The sequence below is a fragment of the Halorussus salinisoli genome (assembly GCA_005239435.1).
Taxonomy (GTDB): Archaea; Halobacteriota; Halobacteria; order Halobacteriales; family Haladaptataceae; genus Halorussus; species Halorussus salinisoli.
Map to the genome: position 1 here is coordinate 496370 of SZNP01000004.1, position 17834 is coordinate 514203.

Annotated in this window: 22 protein-coding genes and 2 pseudogenes; 16 read left to right on the forward strand and 8 right to left on the reverse strand. The window is 60.4% G+C overall.

Translation table 11 applies throughout. From position 1 onward, the window contains the following. Positions 1–86: 86 nt before the first annotated feature. The 3 genes from E2484_RS13655 to E2484_RS13665 all read right to left on the reverse strand — a co-directional run bounded on the left by E2484_RS13655 (position 87) and on the right by E2484_RS13665 (position 1643). Positions 87–602: a winged helix-turn-helix transcriptional regulator gene (locus E2484_RS13655; protein WP_137285749.1), complete on the reverse strand. Its 516-nt coding sequence runs from the start codon at positions 600–602 to the stop codon at positions 87–89. Positions 603–606: 4 nt separating this feature from the next. Further along, entirely contained in the window at positions 607–903 is a 297-nt protein-coding gene (locus E2484_RS13660; protein WP_137285750.1) for a hypothetical protein, read from the reverse strand. A gap of 197 nt (positions 904–1100) precedes the next feature. Further along, on the reverse strand, positions 1101–1643 hold the full coding sequence (locus E2484_RS13665; protein ID WP_137285751.1) for a winged helix-turn-helix domain-containing protein: 543 nt from the start codon (positions 1641–1643) through the stop codon (positions 1101–1103). Positions 1644–1833: 190 nt separating this feature from the next. Here E2484_RS13665 and E2484_RS13670 point away from each other — a divergent pair, with 190 nt between their 5' ends. The 8 genes and pseudogenes from E2484_RS13670 to E2484_RS13705 all read left to right on the forward strand — a co-directional run bounded on the left by E2484_RS13670 (position 1834) and on the right by E2484_RS13705 (position 7742). Beyond that, positions 1834–2049 carry a heavy-metal-associated domain-containing protein gene (locus E2484_RS13670; protein WP_137285752.1) on the forward strand — a complete coding sequence of 72 codons (216 nt, stop codon included), beginning with the start codon at positions 1834–1836 and terminating at the stop codon, positions 2047–2049. Between the two features lie 95 nt (positions 2050–2144). Further along, positions 2145–4100 carry a heavy metal translocating P-type ATPase gene (locus tag E2484_RS13675; RefSeq protein ID WP_137285753.1) on the forward strand — a complete coding sequence of 652 codons (1956 nt, stop codon included), beginning with the start codon at positions 2145–2147 and terminating at the stop codon, positions 4098–4100. A gap of 54 nt (positions 4101–4154) precedes the next feature. Continuing rightward, positions 4155–4811 (forward strand): FmdE family protein, encoded by a 657-nt coding sequence (locus E2484_RS13680; protein WP_137285754.1) that lies wholly within the window; start codon positions 4155–4157, stop codon positions 4809–4811. Between the two features lie 163 nt (positions 4812–4974). After that, on the forward strand, positions 4975–5634 hold the full coding sequence (locus E2484_RS13685; protein ID WP_137285755.1) for a helix-turn-helix domain-containing protein: 660 nt from the start codon (positions 4975–4977) through the stop codon (positions 5632–5634). A gap of 78 nt (positions 5635–5712) precedes the next feature. Beyond that, the gene (locus tag E2484_RS13690) at positions 5713–6186 is read left to right on the forward strand and encodes a redoxin domain-containing protein (protein ID WP_137285756.1); all 474 of its coding nucleotides are present in this window, start codon (positions 5713–5715) and stop codon (positions 6184–6186) included. A gap of 86 nt (positions 6187–6272) precedes the next feature. Continuing rightward, positions 6273–6548, forward strand: a pseudogene (locus tag E2484_RS13695) (NifU family protein); the annotation flags it as partial. 70 nt (positions 6549–6618) lie between these two features. Next, positions 6619–7119: a molybdopterin-dependent oxidoreductase gene (locus tag E2484_RS13700; RefSeq protein WP_137285758.1), complete on the forward strand. Its 501-nt coding sequence runs from the start codon at positions 6619–6621 to the stop codon at positions 7117–7119. An 8-nt stretch (positions 7120–7127) separates the two neighbouring features. Continuing rightward, positions 7128–7742 carry a class I SAM-dependent methyltransferase gene (locus E2484_RS13705; RefSeq protein ID WP_137285759.1) on the forward strand — a complete coding sequence of 205 codons (615 nt, stop codon included), beginning with the start codon at positions 7128–7130 and terminating at the stop codon, positions 7740–7742. A gap of 32 nt (positions 7743–7774) precedes the next feature. Here the strand turns inward: E2484_RS13705 and E2484_RS13710 are convergent, their stop codons facing one another. Together E2484_RS13710 and E2484_RS13715 are read right to left on the reverse strand one after the other, a co-directional pair. Beyond that, positions 7775–8080: an antibiotic biosynthesis monooxygenase family protein gene (locus E2484_RS13710; protein WP_137285760.1), complete on the reverse strand. Its 306-nt coding sequence runs from the start codon at positions 8078–8080 to the stop codon at positions 7775–7777. Next, on the reverse strand, positions 8077–8364 hold the full coding sequence (locus E2484_RS13715) for a hypothetical protein (RefSeq protein WP_137285761.1): 288 nt from the start codon (positions 8362–8364) through the stop codon (positions 8077–8079). The genes E2484_RS13710 and E2484_RS13715 overlap by 4 nt, the downstream gene beginning before the upstream one ends. Positions 8365–8510: 146 nt before the next feature. Here E2484_RS13715 and E2484_RS13720 point away from each other — a divergent pair, with 146 nt between their 5' ends. Further along, the gene (locus E2484_RS13720) at positions 8511–8747 is read left to right on the forward strand and encodes a DUF2249 domain-containing protein (protein ID WP_137285762.1); all 237 of its coding nucleotides are present in this window, start codon (positions 8511–8513) and stop codon (positions 8745–8747) included. Positions 8748–9108: 361 nt separating this feature from the next. Here E2484_RS13720 and E2484_RS25645 read toward each other — a convergent pair whose 3' ends face one another. Beyond that, positions 9109–9561 (reverse strand): DUF2249 domain-containing protein, encoded by a 453-nt coding sequence (locus E2484_RS25645; RefSeq protein ID WP_321112622.1) that lies wholly within the window; start codon positions 9559–9561, stop codon positions 9109–9111. Further along, positions 9497–10147, reverse strand: a complete 651-nt coding sequence (locus E2484_RS25650) for a DUF2249 domain-containing protein (RefSeq protein WP_321112623.1) — start codon at positions 10145–10147, stop codon at positions 9497–9499. The genes E2484_RS25645 and E2484_RS25650 overlap by 65 nt, the downstream gene beginning before the upstream one ends. A gap of 223 nt (positions 10148–10370) precedes the next feature. Between E2484_RS25650 and E2484_RS13730 the strand changes: the two are divergent. After that, positions 10371–10706 (forward strand): annotated as a pseudogene (locus tag E2484_RS13730) (SDR family oxidoreductase); the annotation flags it as partial. 237 nt (positions 10707–10943) lie between these two features. Here the strand turns inward: E2484_RS13730 and E2484_RS13740 are convergent. After that, a complete protein-coding gene (locus tag E2484_RS13740) occupies positions 10944–11717 on the reverse strand; it encodes a fumarylacetoacetate hydrolase family protein (protein WP_137285949.1) in 774 nt (257 codons plus the stop codon). Positions 11718–11877: 160 nt separating this feature from the next. Here E2484_RS13740 and E2484_RS13745 point away from each other — a divergent pair, with 160 nt between their 5' ends. The 6 genes from E2484_RS13745 (at position 11878) to E2484_RS13770 (ending at position 17825) form a co-directional block, all read left to right on the forward strand. Then, positions 11878–12666 carry an HpcH/HpaI aldolase family protein gene (locus E2484_RS13745; protein ID WP_137285763.1) on the forward strand — a complete coding sequence of 263 codons (789 nt, stop codon included), beginning with the start codon at positions 11878–11880 and terminating at the stop codon, positions 12664–12666. 154 nt (positions 12667–12820) lie between these two features. Further along, on the forward strand, positions 12821–13486 hold the full coding sequence (locus tag E2484_RS13750; protein WP_137285764.1) for a thioredoxin family protein: 666 nt from the start codon (positions 12821–12823) through the stop codon (positions 13484–13486). A gap of 196 nt (positions 13487–13682) precedes the next feature. Next, positions 13683–14588 (forward strand): ABC transporter permease, encoded by a 906-nt coding sequence (locus tag E2484_RS13755; RefSeq protein ID WP_137285765.1) that lies wholly within the window; start codon positions 13683–13685, stop codon positions 14586–14588. A gap of 3 nt (positions 14589–14591) precedes the next feature. Then, positions 14592–15635 carry an ABC transporter ATP-binding protein gene (locus tag E2484_RS13760; RefSeq protein WP_137285766.1) on the forward strand — a complete coding sequence of 348 codons (1044 nt, stop codon included), beginning with the start codon at positions 14592–14594 and terminating at the stop codon, positions 15633–15635. After that, positions 15632–16693: an ABC transporter ATP-binding protein gene (locus tag E2484_RS13765; protein ID WP_137285767.1), complete on the forward strand. Its 1062-nt coding sequence runs from the start codon at positions 15632–15634 to the stop codon at positions 16691–16693. Before E2484_RS13760 ends, E2484_RS13765 begins: the two co-directional genes overlap by 4 nt. 133 nt (positions 16694–16826) lie before the next feature. After that, on the forward strand, positions 16827–17825 hold the full coding sequence (locus E2484_RS13770; protein ID WP_137285768.1) for an ABC transporter permease: 999 nt from the start codon (positions 16827–16829) through the stop codon (positions 17823–17825). Positions 17826–17834: the final 9 nt, after the last annotated feature.

Here is a 17834-nt window from a genome sequence, read left to right on the forward strand (position 1 = left end):
TCGAGTGGCCCGGACATCGAGTTCTCCCCTCGGCCGCTCGCGGTTCAGTTGGAGTCCCCCGACCTGCGTTTCTGCACCGACGTCGGTCAGTAGGACTCCCAGAGACCGAGGAGTCGGTCGACGAGTCTGTCCGTGAAGCTCTGGCGGTGTATCGTGTAGAGGTATCTCGCTCGTTCTGAATCCGTGAGCGTGTAATAGACTGCGACCCCATCGCGTTCTTTCGTGACGAGATCCGCGTCGGTGAGTTTCGACAGGTGCCACGATATGGTCGAGTTGGACTTCTCGAGACGGTCGCTTAGGTCGGAGGTGGTGAGCGGACCGTCCGCAAGGAGGTGAGCGATGATGTGCCGGGAGTACTTCCGACGGAGCGCGTTCATCACGATCTGGTCGCTCTCGCTGAACTCACCGGCCGGATAGTACCGGGTGTACTTTCCATCGTCGGAGGACTCGACGAGTCCGTCGTCGATCAATTGCCGCAGATTGTATTGGAGAGTCCCCTGTGCGTAGTCGAGTTGCTCGAGGAGGTGTCGAAAGTGGGTTCCCGGGTTCTCCTCGACGAGTCCGTATATCTCGCGGCGCGATTCGAGGTCTGGCTCCTCCATCGTACTACTCCCGACTGATAGCGGTGAAGAACGCGAGCAGGCCGAACAGGACGAGAAACGCCGAAGCGTGTTCGATCAGTTCGACCTGCGCGAACGGGAGCAGTCCGTACTCGAGGACGAAATACTCCGCGAACACGACGAATCCGTGTATCGCGAACAGACCGTAGGCGACGCTCACGATAAGCATTCGGCGGTCCCGCTCCCGTCGCCACGCGAGGAGGCTTAACGACAAGAGTGCGACTGCGACGACGAGGATTCCGAGACCAGCGAGTTGTTCGAGCTGTTGAGCGAGCGTAGCCATCACTCACCACCCCCAAAGGAGACTCGTGATGTGGGTTTTAGCATATACGCTACTCGGTAGTCGTCGAAAAAGTGTCTTCGCGTCCAGTTATCGAATTCGACGGTCGTTTCGATTGAGAACCCCAGTACCATCCCAGGTACCATAAGTAAAGTTCCGAGAAGGTGTGGTACGGTCACGACGGTGGTGAGTGACTTCCGCTACTCGTCGCCGCCGAGCACGTCCCGTGCATGCGCCCTGACGAACGCCCGCCTCAGGACAGTCAGCAGGAGGAACGTCTCGTACTTCTGGGTCCGACAGTGCTCGCACGGACTCATCTCCCCCGAAATCGCCCGCAACGTCTCGCCGAACTCGTCTTCGAGCACGGCGACAAGTTCCGCCACGTCGGGCTGGATTCGGTCGACCATCTCGTCGACGGCCGCCTCGTGCTCCTCGGGGACGGAGTACGACAACAGGATGGTGTTGGCGCGATAGTACTTCGTAGTTCCTCCGCGACGCTCCTCCAGTTGTGTGACTTCGACGAGCCCCACGTCGCGGAGTTCGTTGACGTGGTGGCGGACGGTGTTCTCCGTGCGGTCGTACCCGCGGTCGGCCAACTCGCTGTGGACCTGCCGGATCGTCATGTCGCGTTCGGCGAGCATGTCGAGGATCATCGCTCGAACCGGCTCGTCGACGGCCGACGAGATACGCGGGTCGCGTACCGCGACGTCCTCGAGCGAGACGTCGGTCGAGAATTCGGCCATGGTTCTACTGCTACTTGGGTCAGGACGTACAAAGGTGTTCAGAAGTCGTCGGGAGGCCCTAAACGACCGATTGGAACGGTCGAATCCCTGGTCGAAACGCGTATACCGGAGCTGGACCCGCCCAAACTTATCATTTGAGCAATACCTTTAGTAGCGTGGTTCGTAGGTGAGAGTGGAGACGACACAGACGATGACAGAAACGACTCAATTCCGCGTGATGGATTTCGACTGCCCGACGTGTGCGAACAACGTCGAACGAGCACTGAAGCAGACGACCGGCGTCGAGTCCGTCGAGGTTCACTACACGACCGGCCGGGTAGAAGTCGAGTACGACGACGCGACCGCCGACCCGACCGAATTCGAACGGGCAATCGAGAACCAGGGTTACACGCCCCAGCCCGCGTAACCTCCTATCTACTGCTTACCCACCCCTACCCACCGCTTACCCACCCTACCTACGTCCCAACTCACGTTCTGTACCTATACCCGAGGTGAACACGAGTGAACTGGAAACGATACTTCCGCAAACACAGAAAGGGAATCGTCGCCGGCACCAGCGGCCTGCTGTACGCAGGCGGCTGGGCCATCGGCGAGTTCTCCGCCTACGACACCGTCAGCACGGTCGTCCTCGTGCTCGCGGCCGTGGTGGGCGGCTACGACATCGCGAAGAAGGCGTATCACACGCTCGAGAACGGGTCGGTCGGCATCAACACGCTAGTCACGCTGGCCGCACTCGGTGCGATAGCCATCGGCGAGTACTGGGAGGCCGCCGCCGTGGTCTTCCTGTTCGCGCTCGGCGGCTACCTCGAAGGCCGGACGATGCGTAAGACCCGCAACGCGCTCCAGGAACTGCTGGAGATGACGCCGGACACGGCGGTCGTCCGCCGCGACGGCGAGCAGGTCGAGGTGCCGGCCCACGAGGTCGACGAGGGCGAGACGGTCATCGTCAAGCCCGGGGACAAGGTCCCCGTCGACGGCGAGGTGATCGACGGCGAGAGCGCCATCGACCAGGCACCGGTGACCGGCGAGAGCGCGCCCGTCCACAAGGCCGATGGCGACGAGGTGTACGCCGGGACCATCAACCAGGAGGGTGCTCTCGAGGTCACCGCGACCAGCACTGGGACCGACACCACCCTCCAGCGCATAATCCAGCGCGTCGAGGAGGCCCAGGAGGCCAAAGCACCGACGGAGACGCTCATCGAGCGATTCTCCACGTACTACACGCCTGCCATCATCCTGCTCGCCGTCGTCGCGTACGCGGTCACTCGGAACGAGATGATGGCACTCACGCTGCTGGTCATCGGCTGTCCCGGCGCGCTGGTCATCGGCCCGCCGGTCAGCATCGTGAGCGCCATCGGCAACGCCGCGCGCAAGGGCGTCTTGATGAAGGGCGGCGAACACCTCGAGACGGCGGGCAAAATCGACGTAGTCGCCTTCGACAAGACCGGCACCCTCACGAAGGGCGAGACAGCCGTCTCGGCGGTCGAGGGCTTCGACTACGACGCCGCGGAGGCGCTCCGACTGGCCGCCGTCGCCGAGAAGAAGAGCGAACACCACCTCGCGCAGGCCGTCCTCGACGCGGTCGACGACTTCGACGTCCGGGAGCCGGGCGGCGACGTCGCCGCAGATGGCGGTGAGCCGACCGACGGACGGCGACCCTCGTCGGACCTGCGGTCAGACGGCGGTGCGGTGGCGCAGGCGGTAACCGTTCCGGACCCCGACGACTTCGACGTCGTCGCCGGGAAGGGCGTCATCGCGCACCACGACGGGCGCGAGATCACCGTCGGGAATCGCGCATTATTCGACGAGCGCGACATCCCGATTCCGGACGACGTAGCGACGTACGTCCGGCAGCGCGAGCAGCGCGGCGAGACCGCGGTACACGTCGCTCTCGACGGTGACGTCATCGGCGTCATCGCCATGCGCGACGAACTCCGCGAAGCGGCGCCCGGCGTCGTCTCGCAACTCGAGGACGCGGGCGTCCAGACGGTGATGCTGACCGGCGACAACGAGCGGACCGCGGCCGCCGTCGCCGAGGAGGTGGGAATCGACGACTACCGTGCCGAGCTCCTGCCCGAGGACAAGCAGACCGCCATCCGGTCGTTCATGGACGGGGGCGACGTGGTCGCGATGGTCGGCGACGGCATCAACGACGCGCCCTCGCTGGCGACCGCCGACGTGGGCATCGCGATGGGTGCGGCCGGGACCGACACGGCCATCGAGACTGCCGACATGGCGCTGATGGCCGACGACCTCGAACGCATCCCCTACGCAGTGAAACTGAGCAAGGCGACCCGCTGGAACATCTACGAGAACGTCGGCCTCGCCGTCGTCACCGTGGCGCTCCTGCTCGCGGGCGTGCTGACGAGTTACGTCCACCTCGCGGGGGGGATGCTCGTCCACGAGGGCAGCGTCCTGCTGGTCATCTTGAACGGGATGCGCCTGCTACGCTACTGATCGAATCGTTACGCTACCGACCGAAACCAATCCCAACGACTTAGCACCCGAACCATGAGTGAATCCATAGCAACCGACGCAGCCGAACGGACGAATTGGACTGTCGACTACGCAGACACGGACCCGATCGAGATACGGGACCCGGTCGCGGAGGCGCTCGCCGTCCTCGACCCAGGCGTTCCGTTCGTCGTCACGTACGCCGACGCGGTCAAGGCCGTCGGCCACTCCTGTCCGACCGCCGCGGGCGCGTTCCGTATCGCACAGGTGGGTCTCGACGCACTCTACCCGGACGAGTACCCCGTCCGGGGCGACATCGAGGTCCTCGCGGGCGGTCCAAAGGAGGACGCGACGTACGGCGTCATGTCGAGGCTAATTTCCTACGTCACGGGGGCGTCGGAAGCGGACGGGTTCGGCGGTCTCGCCGGCGGTCACGGCGACCGCAAGCAGAGGCTGTCGTTCGGCGATTTCGGTGCCGACGAGCCAACGTTCGCGTTCCGCCGGCGGGACACCGGTGGTATCGTGGAGGTGACCTACCACGTCGGCAACATCCCCGAGGCGGGCGCGGCGACGCAGTACCTCCCGAAACTCATCGACGGCGAAGCGTCAGACGACGAGCGCGAGGCGTTCCGGGAGGCGTGGCACGACCGCGTCCGGTCGGTGCTCACCGACGACGATCTCTTCACGGTCTGGGAGACCGACAAGGAGTTCTGACGGTCGTTGTAGTCGCAGTGACTGTCGATATCTCTGGCCGTGACGGATTGCCACTCCACAGCACGTCGTCCATCTTCGCCGATGTGCATCGACGTGACACCAGATGTGGAGGAACACGTTCGGGAATACGTTTTATACTCTCTCTGATTTAGGTTAGCCTAAAATGGTTCGAGCATCACTCACTCTCACGATTCCCGAGCGCACCTGGATCGGAAACGTCTCGCGACAGTTCCCGGAGGCGAAATTCCAGGTACGGTCGGCCCAATCGTGCAACGGAATCGGGGTCGGGTTCGTCGAACTCGTCGCGTCGGATCCGACCGAAGTCGCCGAGGAGATCGAACGATACGACGCCGTTCACACGGTAGAAGTGTTCCAGCAGAGAGACGGACGAGCGCTCGTCCAGATCGAGGCGGAAGAACCGATACTGCTAACGCTACTCGACAAAACGGGTGTCCCGGTCGAGATGCCCTTCGAAATCGCTGACGGCCAAGTCCGCTGGGAACTGACGACGACCCGAACGCGCCTGTCGACGCTCGCGACGGAGTTGGAACAGTCCGACCTCGGATACATGGTCGAACACATCTGGGACAGTGCGCAGTTCGGTCAGATACTGACCGACCGCCAGCAGGACGTCATCGGAACCGCGCTCGAACGGGGCTACTACGATTCCCCGCGGGAGTGTACGCAGGAAGACCTCGCTACCGAACTCGATATGGCCAAGTCGACGTGCAGTGAAATACTGCATCGGGCGGAAGAGCAGATCATCAAGCAATTCGAAGACGGGAACCAACCTGTGTTCACGCAACCGAAGCAGTACGCGTAGCGGACCTGTTCGTACCGAACGAGCCGTCGACTATATTCGCGGAATTCTTTATTTGTCTGACAGTCGTATCCGAACTCGATGCTGTCCACTGGAGATACTGCACCGACCTTCTCGGCGACTATCGGGACCAGCGACCACGAATCGTTCGACCTCGAAGACCACCTCGGAAGCGGTCCGGTCGTCCTCGCGTTCTTTCCGGGCGCGTTCACGCCGCCGTGTACGAACGAGATGATCGCACTTCGGGATAGACACGACGAGTTCCGAGATGCTGGTGCGACCGTTCTCGGGGTGAGTGCAGACTCGCCGTTCTCGCTCGGTGCGTTCCGCGAGCAACACGGGATCGAATTCGACCTCGTGAGCGACATGGACCGGGAAGCGATTCGGGAGTACGATATCGAGATCGACATCCCGGAACTCGGGCTCTACGGTATCGCCAACCGCGCCGTCTTCGTCCTCGACGGGGACGGCACAGTGACGTACGACTGGATTGCCGACGATCCCACCAACGAACCGCCATACGTCGAACTCCTGAACGAGGTCGAAGCGGCGTAGCGAGCGATACACGGTCGAGTGCGAGTACTGCTCGATTGAACGTATTCGGGTAAAGTAGTACGACACTCGCCACCGATACTGTCTGTATGAGCGCAGACGACCGGAACGAACCGGAACCGCCCGAAAACGACGGCGAGATGCTCGCGAACGACGTCGCCGCGTTTCTCCGGCGGAACTTCCCCCAGATTGCGATGCACGGCGGGAGCGCCGCGATACAGGACGTCGATACCGAGACCGGTGCAGTGTGGATTCGACTCTCGGGGACGTGTGGCGATTGCGGGATTTCTCCGATGACGACGCGAGCGATTCAGAACCGCCTACCGATGGAAATCGACGGAATAAGGAAAGTACACGTCGAAACGACGTGATAGCCGACGGTACGACTCGTATCGAGTCACTCGATGCACACCATCCGAATCCAACTCGCAGACGATGAACCACCTCAAACGCCACGAAATCCCACACGGTGTCGATACGACCGACTGGAACCTCCGCGTCACCGGCACGGTCGAACGACCGCTCCGACTCACCGAGAGCGACCTCTCGTCACTTCCCCTCGAAACGTTCACCGACGACTTCGAATGCGTGGAAGGGTGGGTCGCGGAGGACCTCTCGTGGCGCGGCGTCCGCGCCGAGACCGTACTGGACAGCGCGAACCCGACGGCCGGGAGCGAGTACGCGCTCGTTCGCGCGATGGACGGCGACTACGCGTGCTCGTTTCGGCTAGACCGACTCTCCGAGTCGATTCTCGCGGTCGAACTCGACGGCGACCCCCTACCGGCCGAACACGGCGGGCCGGCGCGCCTGATTCCAGGTGACGGCGAGTCCGATTGCTGGGAGAGCGTCAAGTGGGTGTCAGAGATCGAACTCACGGAGACCCAACCGGCGGAAGGGGACACCGCCAAAGAGACTGCACTATCCCGAATCGGGTGAGCCAAACGATGCCAACGTGGGACGAACGCTTTCGAGACGGGGACTATCCACGGGACCCCGACCCGTCGCCGGTTCTCCGCAGGTACGTCGACGCCTTCCCCGACGGCCGGGCGCTCGACATTGCGACGGGGACCGGCCGTAACGCCGTCTTCCTCGCCGAAGAGGGTTATCAGGTCGACGCCATCGACCAGTCCAGCGAGGGATTACGGATCGCACGGCAGAATGCAATCGATCGCGGCGTCGACGAGCGGACCAACTGGATTCGAGCGGACGTTCCGACGTACGCGTTCCCCGAATCGACCTACGACGTCGTCACTATCAGCTTTTACCGCGCGGTGGATCGCTTTCCGGACATCAAAGAGGCGCTAACGACCGGTGGCGTGCTCTTCGTCCAGCATCACCTCCGGTCGTCGGACTCCCTCCAGTCGGGCCCGAGTGGCGACCGATATCGGTTCGCCGCCAACGAACTCCTCCACGCCTGTCTCGACCTGACGGTCCTCTACTACGACGAGCGCACGGAGACCCGGGACGACGGACGCTCCGGTGCCGTGGTCCGAATCGTCGCGCGGAACTCGTCGGGTCACCACCAGTCGTATCCACGGATCGATTCCGAAGAGAACTGAAATCACCCCGCGTACGCGAAAAGATAAGATCCCTATTTCGTCGGATCACGTTCGACCGCGACGTCGTGAACTTCGATTTCGTTCGGCGCTTCGAAGACGTCCTCGGCGGACCGGTCCTCGTGGGCCCGCTCGAACGTTTCGCCCTCTCGCCACGCCTCGTAGTCGTCGAGTGACTCCCAGAAGGTCATCGTAACGTGGTGTTCGGCCTCGATCGGGGTGAGCACTTTCAGACCGAGGAACCCGTCTCGATCTTCGATACCGTAGCTGTTCCGCAGCCGCTCGACGAACGTATCGGTGCGTTCGTCCGGGATTCGAACGCGATTCGAAACGGCGATCATCGGTCCTCACACTCGTACGTTTGCATGTAGGCGTCGGCGAGTTCCGTCGCTTCGTCGAGCATTTCGACGAGTCCCAGTTCGCCTGCGTCAGAGCCGACCGTCCAGACCACATAACCCCAACCACCGAGCGAATTGGACCCCTGAACGGTTGCGATTCGGACTACCGTCCCGTCGCTTGCGGTGTACGTGATCCGCGTGAACTCCCTCTCCATGATGCTGTCGTAGGTAGCGTCTCTAGCGAGTTGCCACCCTTCCGGAACTGTCGCGGGTCGAGTCGAGGCCATACGTAGTTCGTTGGTCGCTGAATGGATAGCCGTTGAGACGAATATATTCCTGCGACGATAGAGTTGCCAAGTCCCAACGTGACGGGAACGTTCGTGCGAACGTCATCGGGAGAACGTATAGTTACTACGTCCGCGTACTCGTCTGCATGAGCCTCGAAGAGCCGGAAAAGGCGGACAAGAGTCTCGACGTCCGAGAGATCGACGGTGAACCGTTCGAGGATATTATGGCCGCCCTCGAAGATCTCTCGACCGACGAGTCGCTGCTACTCGTGAACAGTTTCGAGCCCGAACCGCTGTACGACGTGCTCACCCAGCGCGGATTCGAATACGAGACGACCAATCCGAAGCCCGACGAGTGGCACGTCGAAATCGAACGCGCCTGAGGCGAGCCACCGTATCCGTCGCTGGGCCGGAGTGAGCCGCCTCGGGGTCAAACCCCGAGGCACTCGGCCTGCTCCGCCTGTAGAGGACCGATCGAGCCAGTTTCCGACGAATATCGAAACGACGAGTTCGTACGTGTGGAACATCGCGCGTCCGAGCATCACGAACGCGGTGAGCGCACAGTCGTTCCGATCTCTGGTCGAGTTATCGACCGGTTCCCAAAGAATCTACTTCTCTTCGCGTCTGTCGGACGACGGCCGCCTTCTGGAGCAGGACCTACAGGCGTCCCCGTACCAACCGAGGACTTCGCGGTGGGAGGTGACCGCGACGTCAGATTCGGAAACGGGTCTGGGTGTCCGTGGGTTAGAACGGGGTTTCAGTACTGCCAGTCGACGTGGACTCGGACTCGGTAACCGCGGTCTTTCCGATCCGTACTCGAAACTCTCCAGGGTCCTTCAGGCGGTAGTTCCAGCGGAATTCGGGGCCTGTTTCGGCCTCGAACTGGTGGTAGAGTGGCTCTGGATCGTGATCGTTTACCAGTACGAACGCCTCACCGCTCTCTAACTGTTCGTAGGCTTCGAATATCTGCTCGTGGCGTTGGGCGGGCGGGAGGTCACGTACGTCCAGTTCGGTCGTGACTTCCAGCGTATCGTCGCTGCCGTCGTCCGTCTGGTCTGCCGGCCCTGATTCTTTGGTAATTCGGACTCGGCACCGGCCGGCCGCCCGTTCGCGGACGTCCCACGAAAACGAATCACCGTATTGTTGGCGGAACTCCTGATGCAGCGGTCGGGGCTCGTGGGGTGCGATCAGTTCCATCGTCTCGCCCCCGTCCGAGATTCCCGTATCGATGGTGAATCGTCGGGTGACGGTCCTTCTTCGGAATCTCGCGAACGTCGAACGTCGCTTCGACGTCGCTTTCCACGTCAGTTGTGCTCGTATCCGTCTTGACGATCTCGACGCGCCACTCGCTCGGGTCCCGGCTCGCGTACTCCCAGTCGATTACGTCCCCGTGTGTCGACCGGAGTTCGTGGTACAGCGGTTTCGGGTCGTGGTCGTTGACGAGTACGAACCCCTCGTCGGGGTCGAGTTGCTCGAACGTGTCGGTGAGTACCGTGTGTCGCCGCTGAGGCGGCATTTCTCGAACGTCGAACTCCGGTAGCCCCGGGCCGGGGGAGGCTTCCGTTTTCGTCACGCGAGTTCCCCAACTGTCGGGTCCCGTCTGTTCGGTTTGCCAGTCGAGTTCGGTGTCGCGTTTGATGCGGTACTGGCAGAGTGAAGGGTAGACGTCTCTGTCAGCAGTGAAGACTACAGTTTCGTCGGGGTCAGCCTCGTCGAGATGGTCGAACACGTGTTCTCGCCGTTGGGCGTAAGACTGGTCGGAGACATCGATGTTGGACTCCATCACTACGAAACTGGCGTATCTCCCCCCATAGGTACTCGGGCGAACTAATTCGGGCAGGGCCGGTTGGTGAGTGTATTTTTGCCCTATTACTCCGTCCTTCGTTACTTGTAGCGGAGCGGGCTTCACCCGGCTTCGGTAGTTGTCCAGCACTGTCCTGTCGCTCCGCCACGGCCTCTATTTACGCAGGCAAACAATATCGGTAATCCTAGATGTCTATAGTGACATGATCACAACTGTCCGGACGCTCGTCACCGGTGGGACGGGGACGCTTGGCCAGACGCTGTTGTCTAGATTGCGGGACGAGAATCACGAGGTCCTCGCCACGAGTCGCTCGCCACCGACGGGCGACGAGGTGGAGTGGAGACGGATGGATTTAGCAGACGGGACTGGTGTCCAAGAGGCCCTCACGGACGTCGACGTCGTCATTCATACTGCCAGTTCGCCACTCGGTGATACCGAGGCAGTCGACGTGGACGGAACAAACCGACCGCTCGACGCAGCGGCCGACGCCAGCGTCTCGAACTTCGTCTACATTTCCATCGTCGGTATCGAGGACATTCCGTACTCGTACTACGAACACGAACTGACCGCGGAGCGGGCAGTGGAGGAGAGCGACGTTCCGTCGACGAATACAACCTCCTCGAGGCGGAGGAGACGCATCAACGGATCTACGAGACTATCTCTGACAACCCCAAGAAGATGGTCGAGTACGAGAACGCACCGCGTCCCGGCAATACGTAACCCTCACGGGGAGTCGGTCGGCGAAACTCGTACACGTACCAGTGCGGAGTTCGAGCTACTGGTCGGGCATGAAGTTCTGCTCTACCTCTCCACTGAACTCTTTTGCGACGAACTCGTTGCGGAGCGTGCCGATTCCTTCAATTTCGACCTCGATGACGTCGCCGTCGCTTATTGGACCGACGCCCGACGTGGTTCCCGTCGCGATGACGTCACCACGTTCGAGCGTGACGAGTTTCGTGATTTCTGCGACGAGTTCTGGGACGGAGAAGATGAGGTTGTCGATAGTCGAATGCTGTTTGCGTTCGCCGTTTTGACGCAGTTCGATCGAGGCGTCATCCGGAACCCGGTCGGGCGACGCAACGACGGGGCCTATCGGTGCGGCGTTGTCGAACGACTTCCCGCGGACCCAGTTTTGCTCCTGGCGCTGGTCGTCCCGATTCGACAGGTCGTTGACGCACGTGTATCCCGCGATGACCTCGTCGGCTCGGTCGGCCGGAACGTTCCGGCACTGCTCGCCGATGACGACGCCCAGTTCGGCTTCGTGATCGATTCGTTCTTTGTCCTGTGGAAGCGTAATCGTATCGCCGTGACCGGCGAGTGTGTTGGGCGCTTTGAGGAACAGCAGCGGACGGTCGGGGATTTCGGAATCGGTCTCTTCGGCGTGGTCGGCATAGTTCAGCCCGATGCAGACGATTTTGCTCGGTTCCACTGGGGGCAGTATCGTCACGTCGTCGACGCCGTATCGTCGGTTCGAGAACACGACCTCCCCGTCCCTCCACTCTCCGAGACGGACCGAACCGGCAGGGTCCCGGAATCGAACTCGTTGCATGGCGAGGTGATACTCTGACTGATTCGGCTAAAAAGATTAGTAACCCGGTAAATTCCGCAGTCTTGGCTCCTTAGACGTATTTGTTAGGTAATAACACACATATTCGGCCTGCGGACCGACTGTCCCCAATATTGAATACTCTATCCGGATTGATGGGGCTATGGGTGAACGCCGACATCTCGGCGACCTCCTCGACGAGGAGCGAGCCGTGCTAGGTGCCAGAGTCTCGACGACGGATCCCGCGATCGTCGAAGTGTACGGGGGCCTGGGACTGGATTTCGCGTGGATAGACCTCGAGCATACGGGCCGGAGTCCGTACGACAGCCGATATCTCGAAGAGCTAACGCGGGCGGCCGACGCGTCGGGAATCGACCTCCTCGTTCGACTTCCGTCCGGCGAACCGCCTGTCGTTCGCAAAGTGCTCGACGCTGGCGTCAAGACGATCCTGATTCCTCGCATCGAATCGCCGTCAGACGTCCGTCGAGCGGTTCGGGCATCACGGTTCGTCTACGAGGACGAACCGGGGACGTACGGCGGCGGCGCGGGAAGAGACAGCTCGTGGGGCGACGTCTCGACCGTCGACCCTTCGGACCACGACGAAACGGTGTCCGTCGGGTGCATGATAGAGACGAAGTCCGCGGTCGACAACGTCGACGAGGTAGTGGCGGTACCCGGACTCGACTTCGCTTTCGTCGGTCCCGCGGACCTCTCGATCTCGCTCGGCCACTCCCTAGAGAAGGATCACCCGGACGTTCGACGGGCGATGGAGAAGGCCCGAGACGCGTGTCTCGACGCGGGCGTCACCGCGGGATGGGTTACCGACGACACCTCCGACGCCGAATCTGCGATCGAAGCGGGGTACCGACTGCTGCGTATCGGTGACGAGATTGCGTCTGTGCGGACAGTCCTTGGGTCGCGGTACGAGAAGCTACGCGCGAACTCGGACTGAGTCCACGTGATCGCTTCCCGGCAGTCAGAACACGGTCCGAGTCTACCTGACGAACCTCGGTGATGGTATTCTAGGCGTTAGTGGGTGTTTCGCGAACGCTCCGAGAGCTACTCCATCGATAATCCTTTTGTCGGCATCCGTGGTGTTGAGTGGCATGGGAAGCGACCAGGGGGCCGAACTGCTTTTCTCCAGTGGGATACTCGTAGAAGCGGGCGACACCGTGTCGCTGTCTCCATCGTTCGAGTCGTCGGTGGACGACTATCGGGGGGAGATAGCGGACTCGTCTCGGGAGGAACTCGCTCGTCTCGTTAGTGAGTACGTCGACGAGGAGCGAGTCGTCGAGCCGCTCGTTCGACTCGGAGAGAAAGATCCACGGACAGTTGCAGAACTGCGTGCTCTCCGCGACCACCTGAACACACGATCGAAAGCGGACGAGCTAACGCTGCTCCCCGTACTACGACTCTTTCGAGCGAACGACGTCGACACCGACGGGAGTCCGGAGTCGTTCGTGCCGGTACCCGGCGACCAACTGCCAGAGCTCGCAGTGATCTATTCACCGGTTCTCGTGTACGTCTGGCTCGACGACTGTCCACCGTGCGACACGCTGAAGCGCCGACTCGAGTCGATATTCGACCACACGAAAGGGGTACTGCCGCTCTCCGTTTACGGTCCGGACCACCAAGCGTTTCTGGCTCGGGAGTACGACGTGACTGCCGGACCAGCGATGCTCTTTATGGTCGACGGGAGGGTCGAGACGAGGCTCTACGGCGCACACGATACGGACGTCATTACGACCGAGCTCGGTCGAATTCGTGAGTGAGCTTCGGAACTGATTATCGAACTTCTGACGATCCGGCGGTCTAGTCGTAAATCTCAGAGAACGAGGTCGTCTGCACCGAAAATCTTAATAATATGCGTGAATTGTTATCACCTCACACATAAGGGGGTCGGTGGTGAAATTCCAGACGCGTTCCGTGAACGGGGAAACGGATAACGAGTGCGAACAAAAGTTATAGATGAGTGTAACAAGCAGAATAGCTAGCGTTACAGAAAGCGATTTTGGAACTATCGTCACGAACACTCTCAAGCGGTTACTGCGGGAGCGAATCACCAAGTTCGCCTTCGTCGTGTTACTCTTTATACTTCTCCTGGGAATCGTCGGTCCGGAACTGGCCCCGTATCAGTACAACGTCCAGCAACGCACTGCAGATGGCGAGCTAAAACGCTACGCGCAACCATCTCTGGAACACCCGTTGGGAACCAACAATCGCGGTGAAGACGTACTCTCTCGGCTGATGACCGGCGCGCGATACACCGTCGTCACCGGCCTCCTCGCAGGTTCGATCATGCTCTCTATCGGCGTCTTCGTCGGAGTGACTGCCGGATACGTAGGGGGGAAGACCGAGAGTTTACTCATGCGGTTCGTCGACTTCATGTACGGAATCCCGTTCATCCCCTTCGCCATCGTCCTCATCACGTTCTTCGGTACGGGGTTCTACACTACGATAGCCGTGCTCGGACTGGTGTTGTGGCGATTTATCGCACGCGTGCTCCGCTCGCAGGTGTTACAGATAAAACAGCGACCCTACATCATGGCGGCCAAGGCATCGGGCGCAAGCACGAGGTGGATCATCACGAAACACATCCTCCCGAACATCGCGAACATGGCGGCCCTGTTCTTTGCCATGGGTGTGGGCTTAGCGATCATCGAACAGGCCGGACTCTCGTTCATCGGCGTGACGGATCCGTTCATTCCGTCGTGGGGGATCATGCTCAGGAACGTTCACAACTCCGGACGCATAGCCGACGCCTGGTGGTGGTCGTTGCCGCCGGGAATCATGATTTCACTGACCGTTCTGTCACTGTATCTTCTCGGACGAGGCTACGAACAGACGAGCGGTGACGACGACGTGGTGGTGTAACCAATGACCGAACCTATCCTCGAATTCGAGGACGTGAGCATAAAGTACCGGACGCGGGGAGACGAAGACGTCCACGCGGTCAACGACGCGACGTTCTCCATCGAAGAACACGATTACTTCGGACTCGTCGGGGAGAGCGGATGCGGGAAGAGCACGATCGCTGACGCCATCGTGGGCGGGTTAGACGACAACGGAGAAGTCGTTTCCGGCACGATAACGTTCGAAGGACAGGAAATACAGAACTTCTCCGAGTCCCAGTTCAACGAGGAACTCCGGTGGAAAGAGGTCTCGGTCATTCCCCAGTCGTCGATGAACAGCTTGGACCCCGTTATGAAACTGAGCGATCAGGCCATCGAAATGGCGAAGTACCACACGGATCTGGGGAAAACGGAAGCCGTGGACCGACTCCGTGAACTGTTCGACGTTGTCGGGATTCCGGAGTCGCGGATTCACGACTATCCCCATCAGTTCTCCGGCGGAATGCAACAGCGGACCATCATCGCGTTCGCCCTCTTTCTGCGTCCGAGTTTGATAATCGCCGACGAGCCGACGACCGCGCTCGACGTAATCATGCAAGACCAGATTCTGGATCACATCAATCGACTGAAAGACGACTGGGACATCAGTATGCTCCTCATCACGCACGACATCTCGGTCGTGTTCGAGAACTGTGATTCGATGGCCGTGATGCACGGTGGCCAGATCGCGGAAGCGGGCAGCGTCACCGACGTCTTCGACCGACCGAGACACCCGTACGCGATTCTGTTGCAGAACGCCTTTCCAGATATCCGGTATCCGGATCGTGAACTTGCTATCATCGAGGGTCATCCTCCACAGCTCACGGAGAAGCCGGACTACTGTACCTTCGCCGATCGTTGTCCGTGGGCCATCTCGGATTGCTACGCGGGTGCACCACCGGCGAAGACGATCGACGGAAACGAGGCCCATCGTGCGTGGTGCATTCGAGCCGACGAGATGGACGAGCTCGCGTCTGACCACCTCGAATCGACCGCCGACGTATCGAACGTACTGGAGGATGGTCTATGAGCAACCCTGAAGGACGGTCGATAAGTGACACCGAGGAAGAGACCACGAGTAGACAGACGCCTGTGCTGGAACTCCGGTCGCTGGAGAAACACTTCGACACGTCGACGGGAATCTACGACACGCTCAAACGTACGTTACTGGGCGAGGGACCGTCCTTGGTCCGGGCTGTCGACGACGTGAATCTCGAACTCGAAGAGAATCAGGTCCAAGGAGTTATCGGTGAAAGTGGATGCGGAAAGACGACGCTCCTTCGCACCATAATCGGTCTCTACAGACCGACCGATGGAGGAATTTTCTTCCGCGGTCAGCCGATTTCGGAGTTCACCGACGAAGACTGGAAGGACTTTCGGCGACACGTCCAGATCGTCTTCCAGGACCCGTTCAATTCGCTCGATCCGAAGTTTAGCGTCCGTCGAGCGGTGTCCGAACCGCTCGAGATTCACGACATTGCGTACGACGACGAGCGAATCGAGGAGATGCTAGACACCGTCGGGTTGACTCCGCCCGAGAAGTACCTCGACCGATTCCCGGACCAACTCTCCGGGGGTGAAAAACAGCGAGTATCGATAGCGAGAGCACTCGTTACCGAACCGGACGTCATACTCGCGGACGAACCCGCATCGATGCTGGACGTCTCGACGCAGGCGGAGATACTGCGGCTCCTGAACGAACTCACGGACGACTTCGGCGTGTCGATCATCTACATCTCCCACGACCTCTCGACGGTGTCCTACGTCTGTGACAAAGTCAACGTGATGTATCTCGGTCGTATCATCGAACAGGCACCGACGAAGGAGCTCATCAGGAACCCGAAACACCCGTACACGCAGGCGTTGATACAGTCGATTCCGATACCGGACCCGCACTACGAGCGGGAACGAACTCGACTGAAGGGAGAGCCGGGAGACCCGATCAACATGCCCGAGGGCTGTCGATTCAAGACTCGGTGTCCGGAGCGAATGGACGTCTGCGACGAACGGCCGTACGACATCGACCTGGAAGATCGAGGAGACCACACGGTCGCCTGTCATCTGTACTACGATCATCCGACGGAGTAAGCACAATGAGAACAATTACCACGAAAACGATGGCCGGCGGGGTGAACCGCCGAGGAGACGCCGATTCGGATTCGAAACGAGCACGCTGTACGCACTCGCCACTCGCGGTACGAGTCACGGACGGTGACGCCCCATGAGTCGACTCCGGTACTTCGCCAAGCGGACGGTCGTCACCGTCGTGTTGATATTCCTCGTCGCGTCGGGCCTGTTCCTCTTCTTTCGAGCCATGCCTGGTGACTACACGTCGCTACTCGTACAACAGGGGATGGACCAAGAACAGATAGCGGTGCTACACGAGAAGTGGGGGTTGAACGCACCGCTGTACGAACAGTACTTCAGATACATCCAGAACCTCCTGACGGCGGACGTGGGCGAGTCGTTCAGGTTCGGTCAGGACGTCTGGGAACTCGTTCGGCCCCGTATCATCCACTCGTTCATACTCGTCGCGCCAGCGATCACCGCGACGTACATCATCGGAACCGTGTTAGGAGCGGTAATCGGGAAGCGCCGCGGCGGCCCGCTGGAGAAATCGAGCATCATCGGGGTGTCGATATTCCACTCGGTTCCCGAGTTCTTTCTTGGAATCTTGTTGATCGCGGGGTTCTCCCAGACCCTGCACATCTTCCCCACGTCGGGGATGCTGTCTACCCAAACGTCGATTCTCATGCAGGACGAGCCGACTTGGAAGATGTTCTTTTTGAAGGAGTTCTGGATGCACTACGCGCTCCCCTTCACGACGATAACGCTGTACTTCATGCAGTATCCGACTCTCATCATGCGCAACAGCGTCGTGGAAGTCAGCGGTCAGGATTTCCTCCACTATCATCGACTGAAAGGACTGCCGAAATTGGCGCTACTGCGGAAGCTGATTCGGCATGCGTGTCTCCCCGTTGTCACGCTCTACCCCATATCACTGGCCACTGCGGTTAGCGGACTCGTACTGGTCGAGATCGTGTTCAACTGGCCCGGTATCGGGCGGCTCCTCGTGGACTCCGTCCTCGCGCGCGACTTCCCGGTTATCCAGTTCGTCTTCCTGGTCGCGGCGATTTGGATCATCCTCGGGAACTTCCTCGTGGACCTCCTCTACGGAGTTATCGATCCGCGAGTCTCAGTCGAGGGCGAAAAGGAGTAGCCGAGACGA

Coding starts and splice junctions, on each gene's coding strand:
- E2484_RS13720 (WP_137285762.1), top strand. CDS start 8,511: ATGAGCCTCGAAGAGCCGGAAAAGGCGGACAAGAGTCTCGACGTCCGA.
- E2484_RS13690 (WP_137285756.1), top strand. CDS start 5,713: ATGCTGTCCACTGGAGATACTGCACCGACCTTCTCGGCGACTATCGGG.
- E2484_RS13660 (WP_137285750.1), bottom strand. CDS start 903: ATGGCTACGCTCGCTCAACAGCTCGAACAACTCGCTGGTCTCGGAATC.
- E2484_RS13700 (WP_137285758.1), top strand. CDS start 6,619: ATGAACCACCTCAAACGCCACGAAATCCCACACGGTGTCGATACGACC.
- E2484_RS13680 (WP_137285754.1), top strand. CDS start 4,155: ATGAGTGAATCCATAGCAACCGACGCAGCCGAACGGACGAATTGGACT.
- E2484_RS13715 (WP_137285761.1), bottom strand. CDS start 8,364: ATGGCCTCGACTCGACCCGCGACAGTTCCGGAAGGGTGGCAACTCGCT.
- E2484_RS13655 (WP_137285749.1), bottom strand. CDS start 602: ATGGAGGAGCCAGACCTCGAATCGCGCCGCGAGATATACGGACTCGTC.
- E2484_RS13770 (WP_137285768.1), top strand. CDS start 16,827: ATGAGTCGACTCCGGTACTTCGCCAAGCGGACGGTCGTCACCGTCGTG.
- E2484_RS13670 (WP_137285752.1), top strand. CDS start 1,834: ATGACAGAAACGACTCAATTCCGCGTGATGGATTTCGACTGCCCGACG.
- E2484_RS13665 (WP_137285751.1), bottom strand. CDS start 1,643: ATGGCCGAATTCTCGACCGACGTCTCGCTCGAGGACGTCGCGGTACGC.
- E2484_RS13740 (WP_137285949.1), bottom strand. CDS start 11,717: ATGCAACGAGTTCGATTCCGGGACCCTGCCGGTTCGGTCCGTCTCGGA.
- E2484_RS25650 (WP_321112623.1), bottom strand. CDS start 10,147: ATGGAGTCCAACATCGATGTCTCCGACCAGTCTTACGCCCAACGGCGA.
- E2484_RS13705 (WP_137285759.1), top strand. CDS start 7,128: ATGCCAACGTGGGACGAACGCTTTCGAGACGGGGACTATCCACGGGAC.
- E2484_RS13710 (WP_137285760.1), bottom strand. CDS start 8,080: ATGATCGCCGTTTCGAATCGCGTTCGAATCCCGGACGAACGCACCGAT.
- E2484_RS13760 (WP_137285766.1), top strand. CDS start 14,592: ATGACCGAACCTATCCTCGAATTCGAGGACGTGAGCATAAAGTACCGG.
- E2484_RS13750 (WP_137285764.1), top strand. CDS start 12,821: ATGGGAAGCGACCAGGGGGCCGAACTGCTTTTCTCCAGTGGGATACTC.
- E2484_RS13685 (WP_137285755.1), top strand. CDS start 4,975: ATGGTTCGAGCATCACTCACTCTCACGATTCCCGAGCGCACCTGGATC.
- E2484_RS13755 (WP_137285765.1), top strand. CDS start 13,683: ATGAGTGTAACAAGCAGAATAGCTAGCGTTACAGAAAGCGATTTTGGA.
- E2484_RS13765 (WP_137285767.1), top strand. CDS start 15,632: ATGAGCAACCCTGAAGGACGGTCGATAAGTGACACCGAGGAAGAGACC.
- E2484_RS13745 (WP_137285763.1), top strand. CDS start 11,878: ATGGGTGAACGCCGACATCTCGGCGACCTCCTCGACGAGGAGCGAGCC.
- E2484_RS25645 (WP_321112622.1), bottom strand. CDS start 9,561: ATGGAACTGATCGCACCCCACGAGCCCCGACCGCTGCATCAGGAGTTC.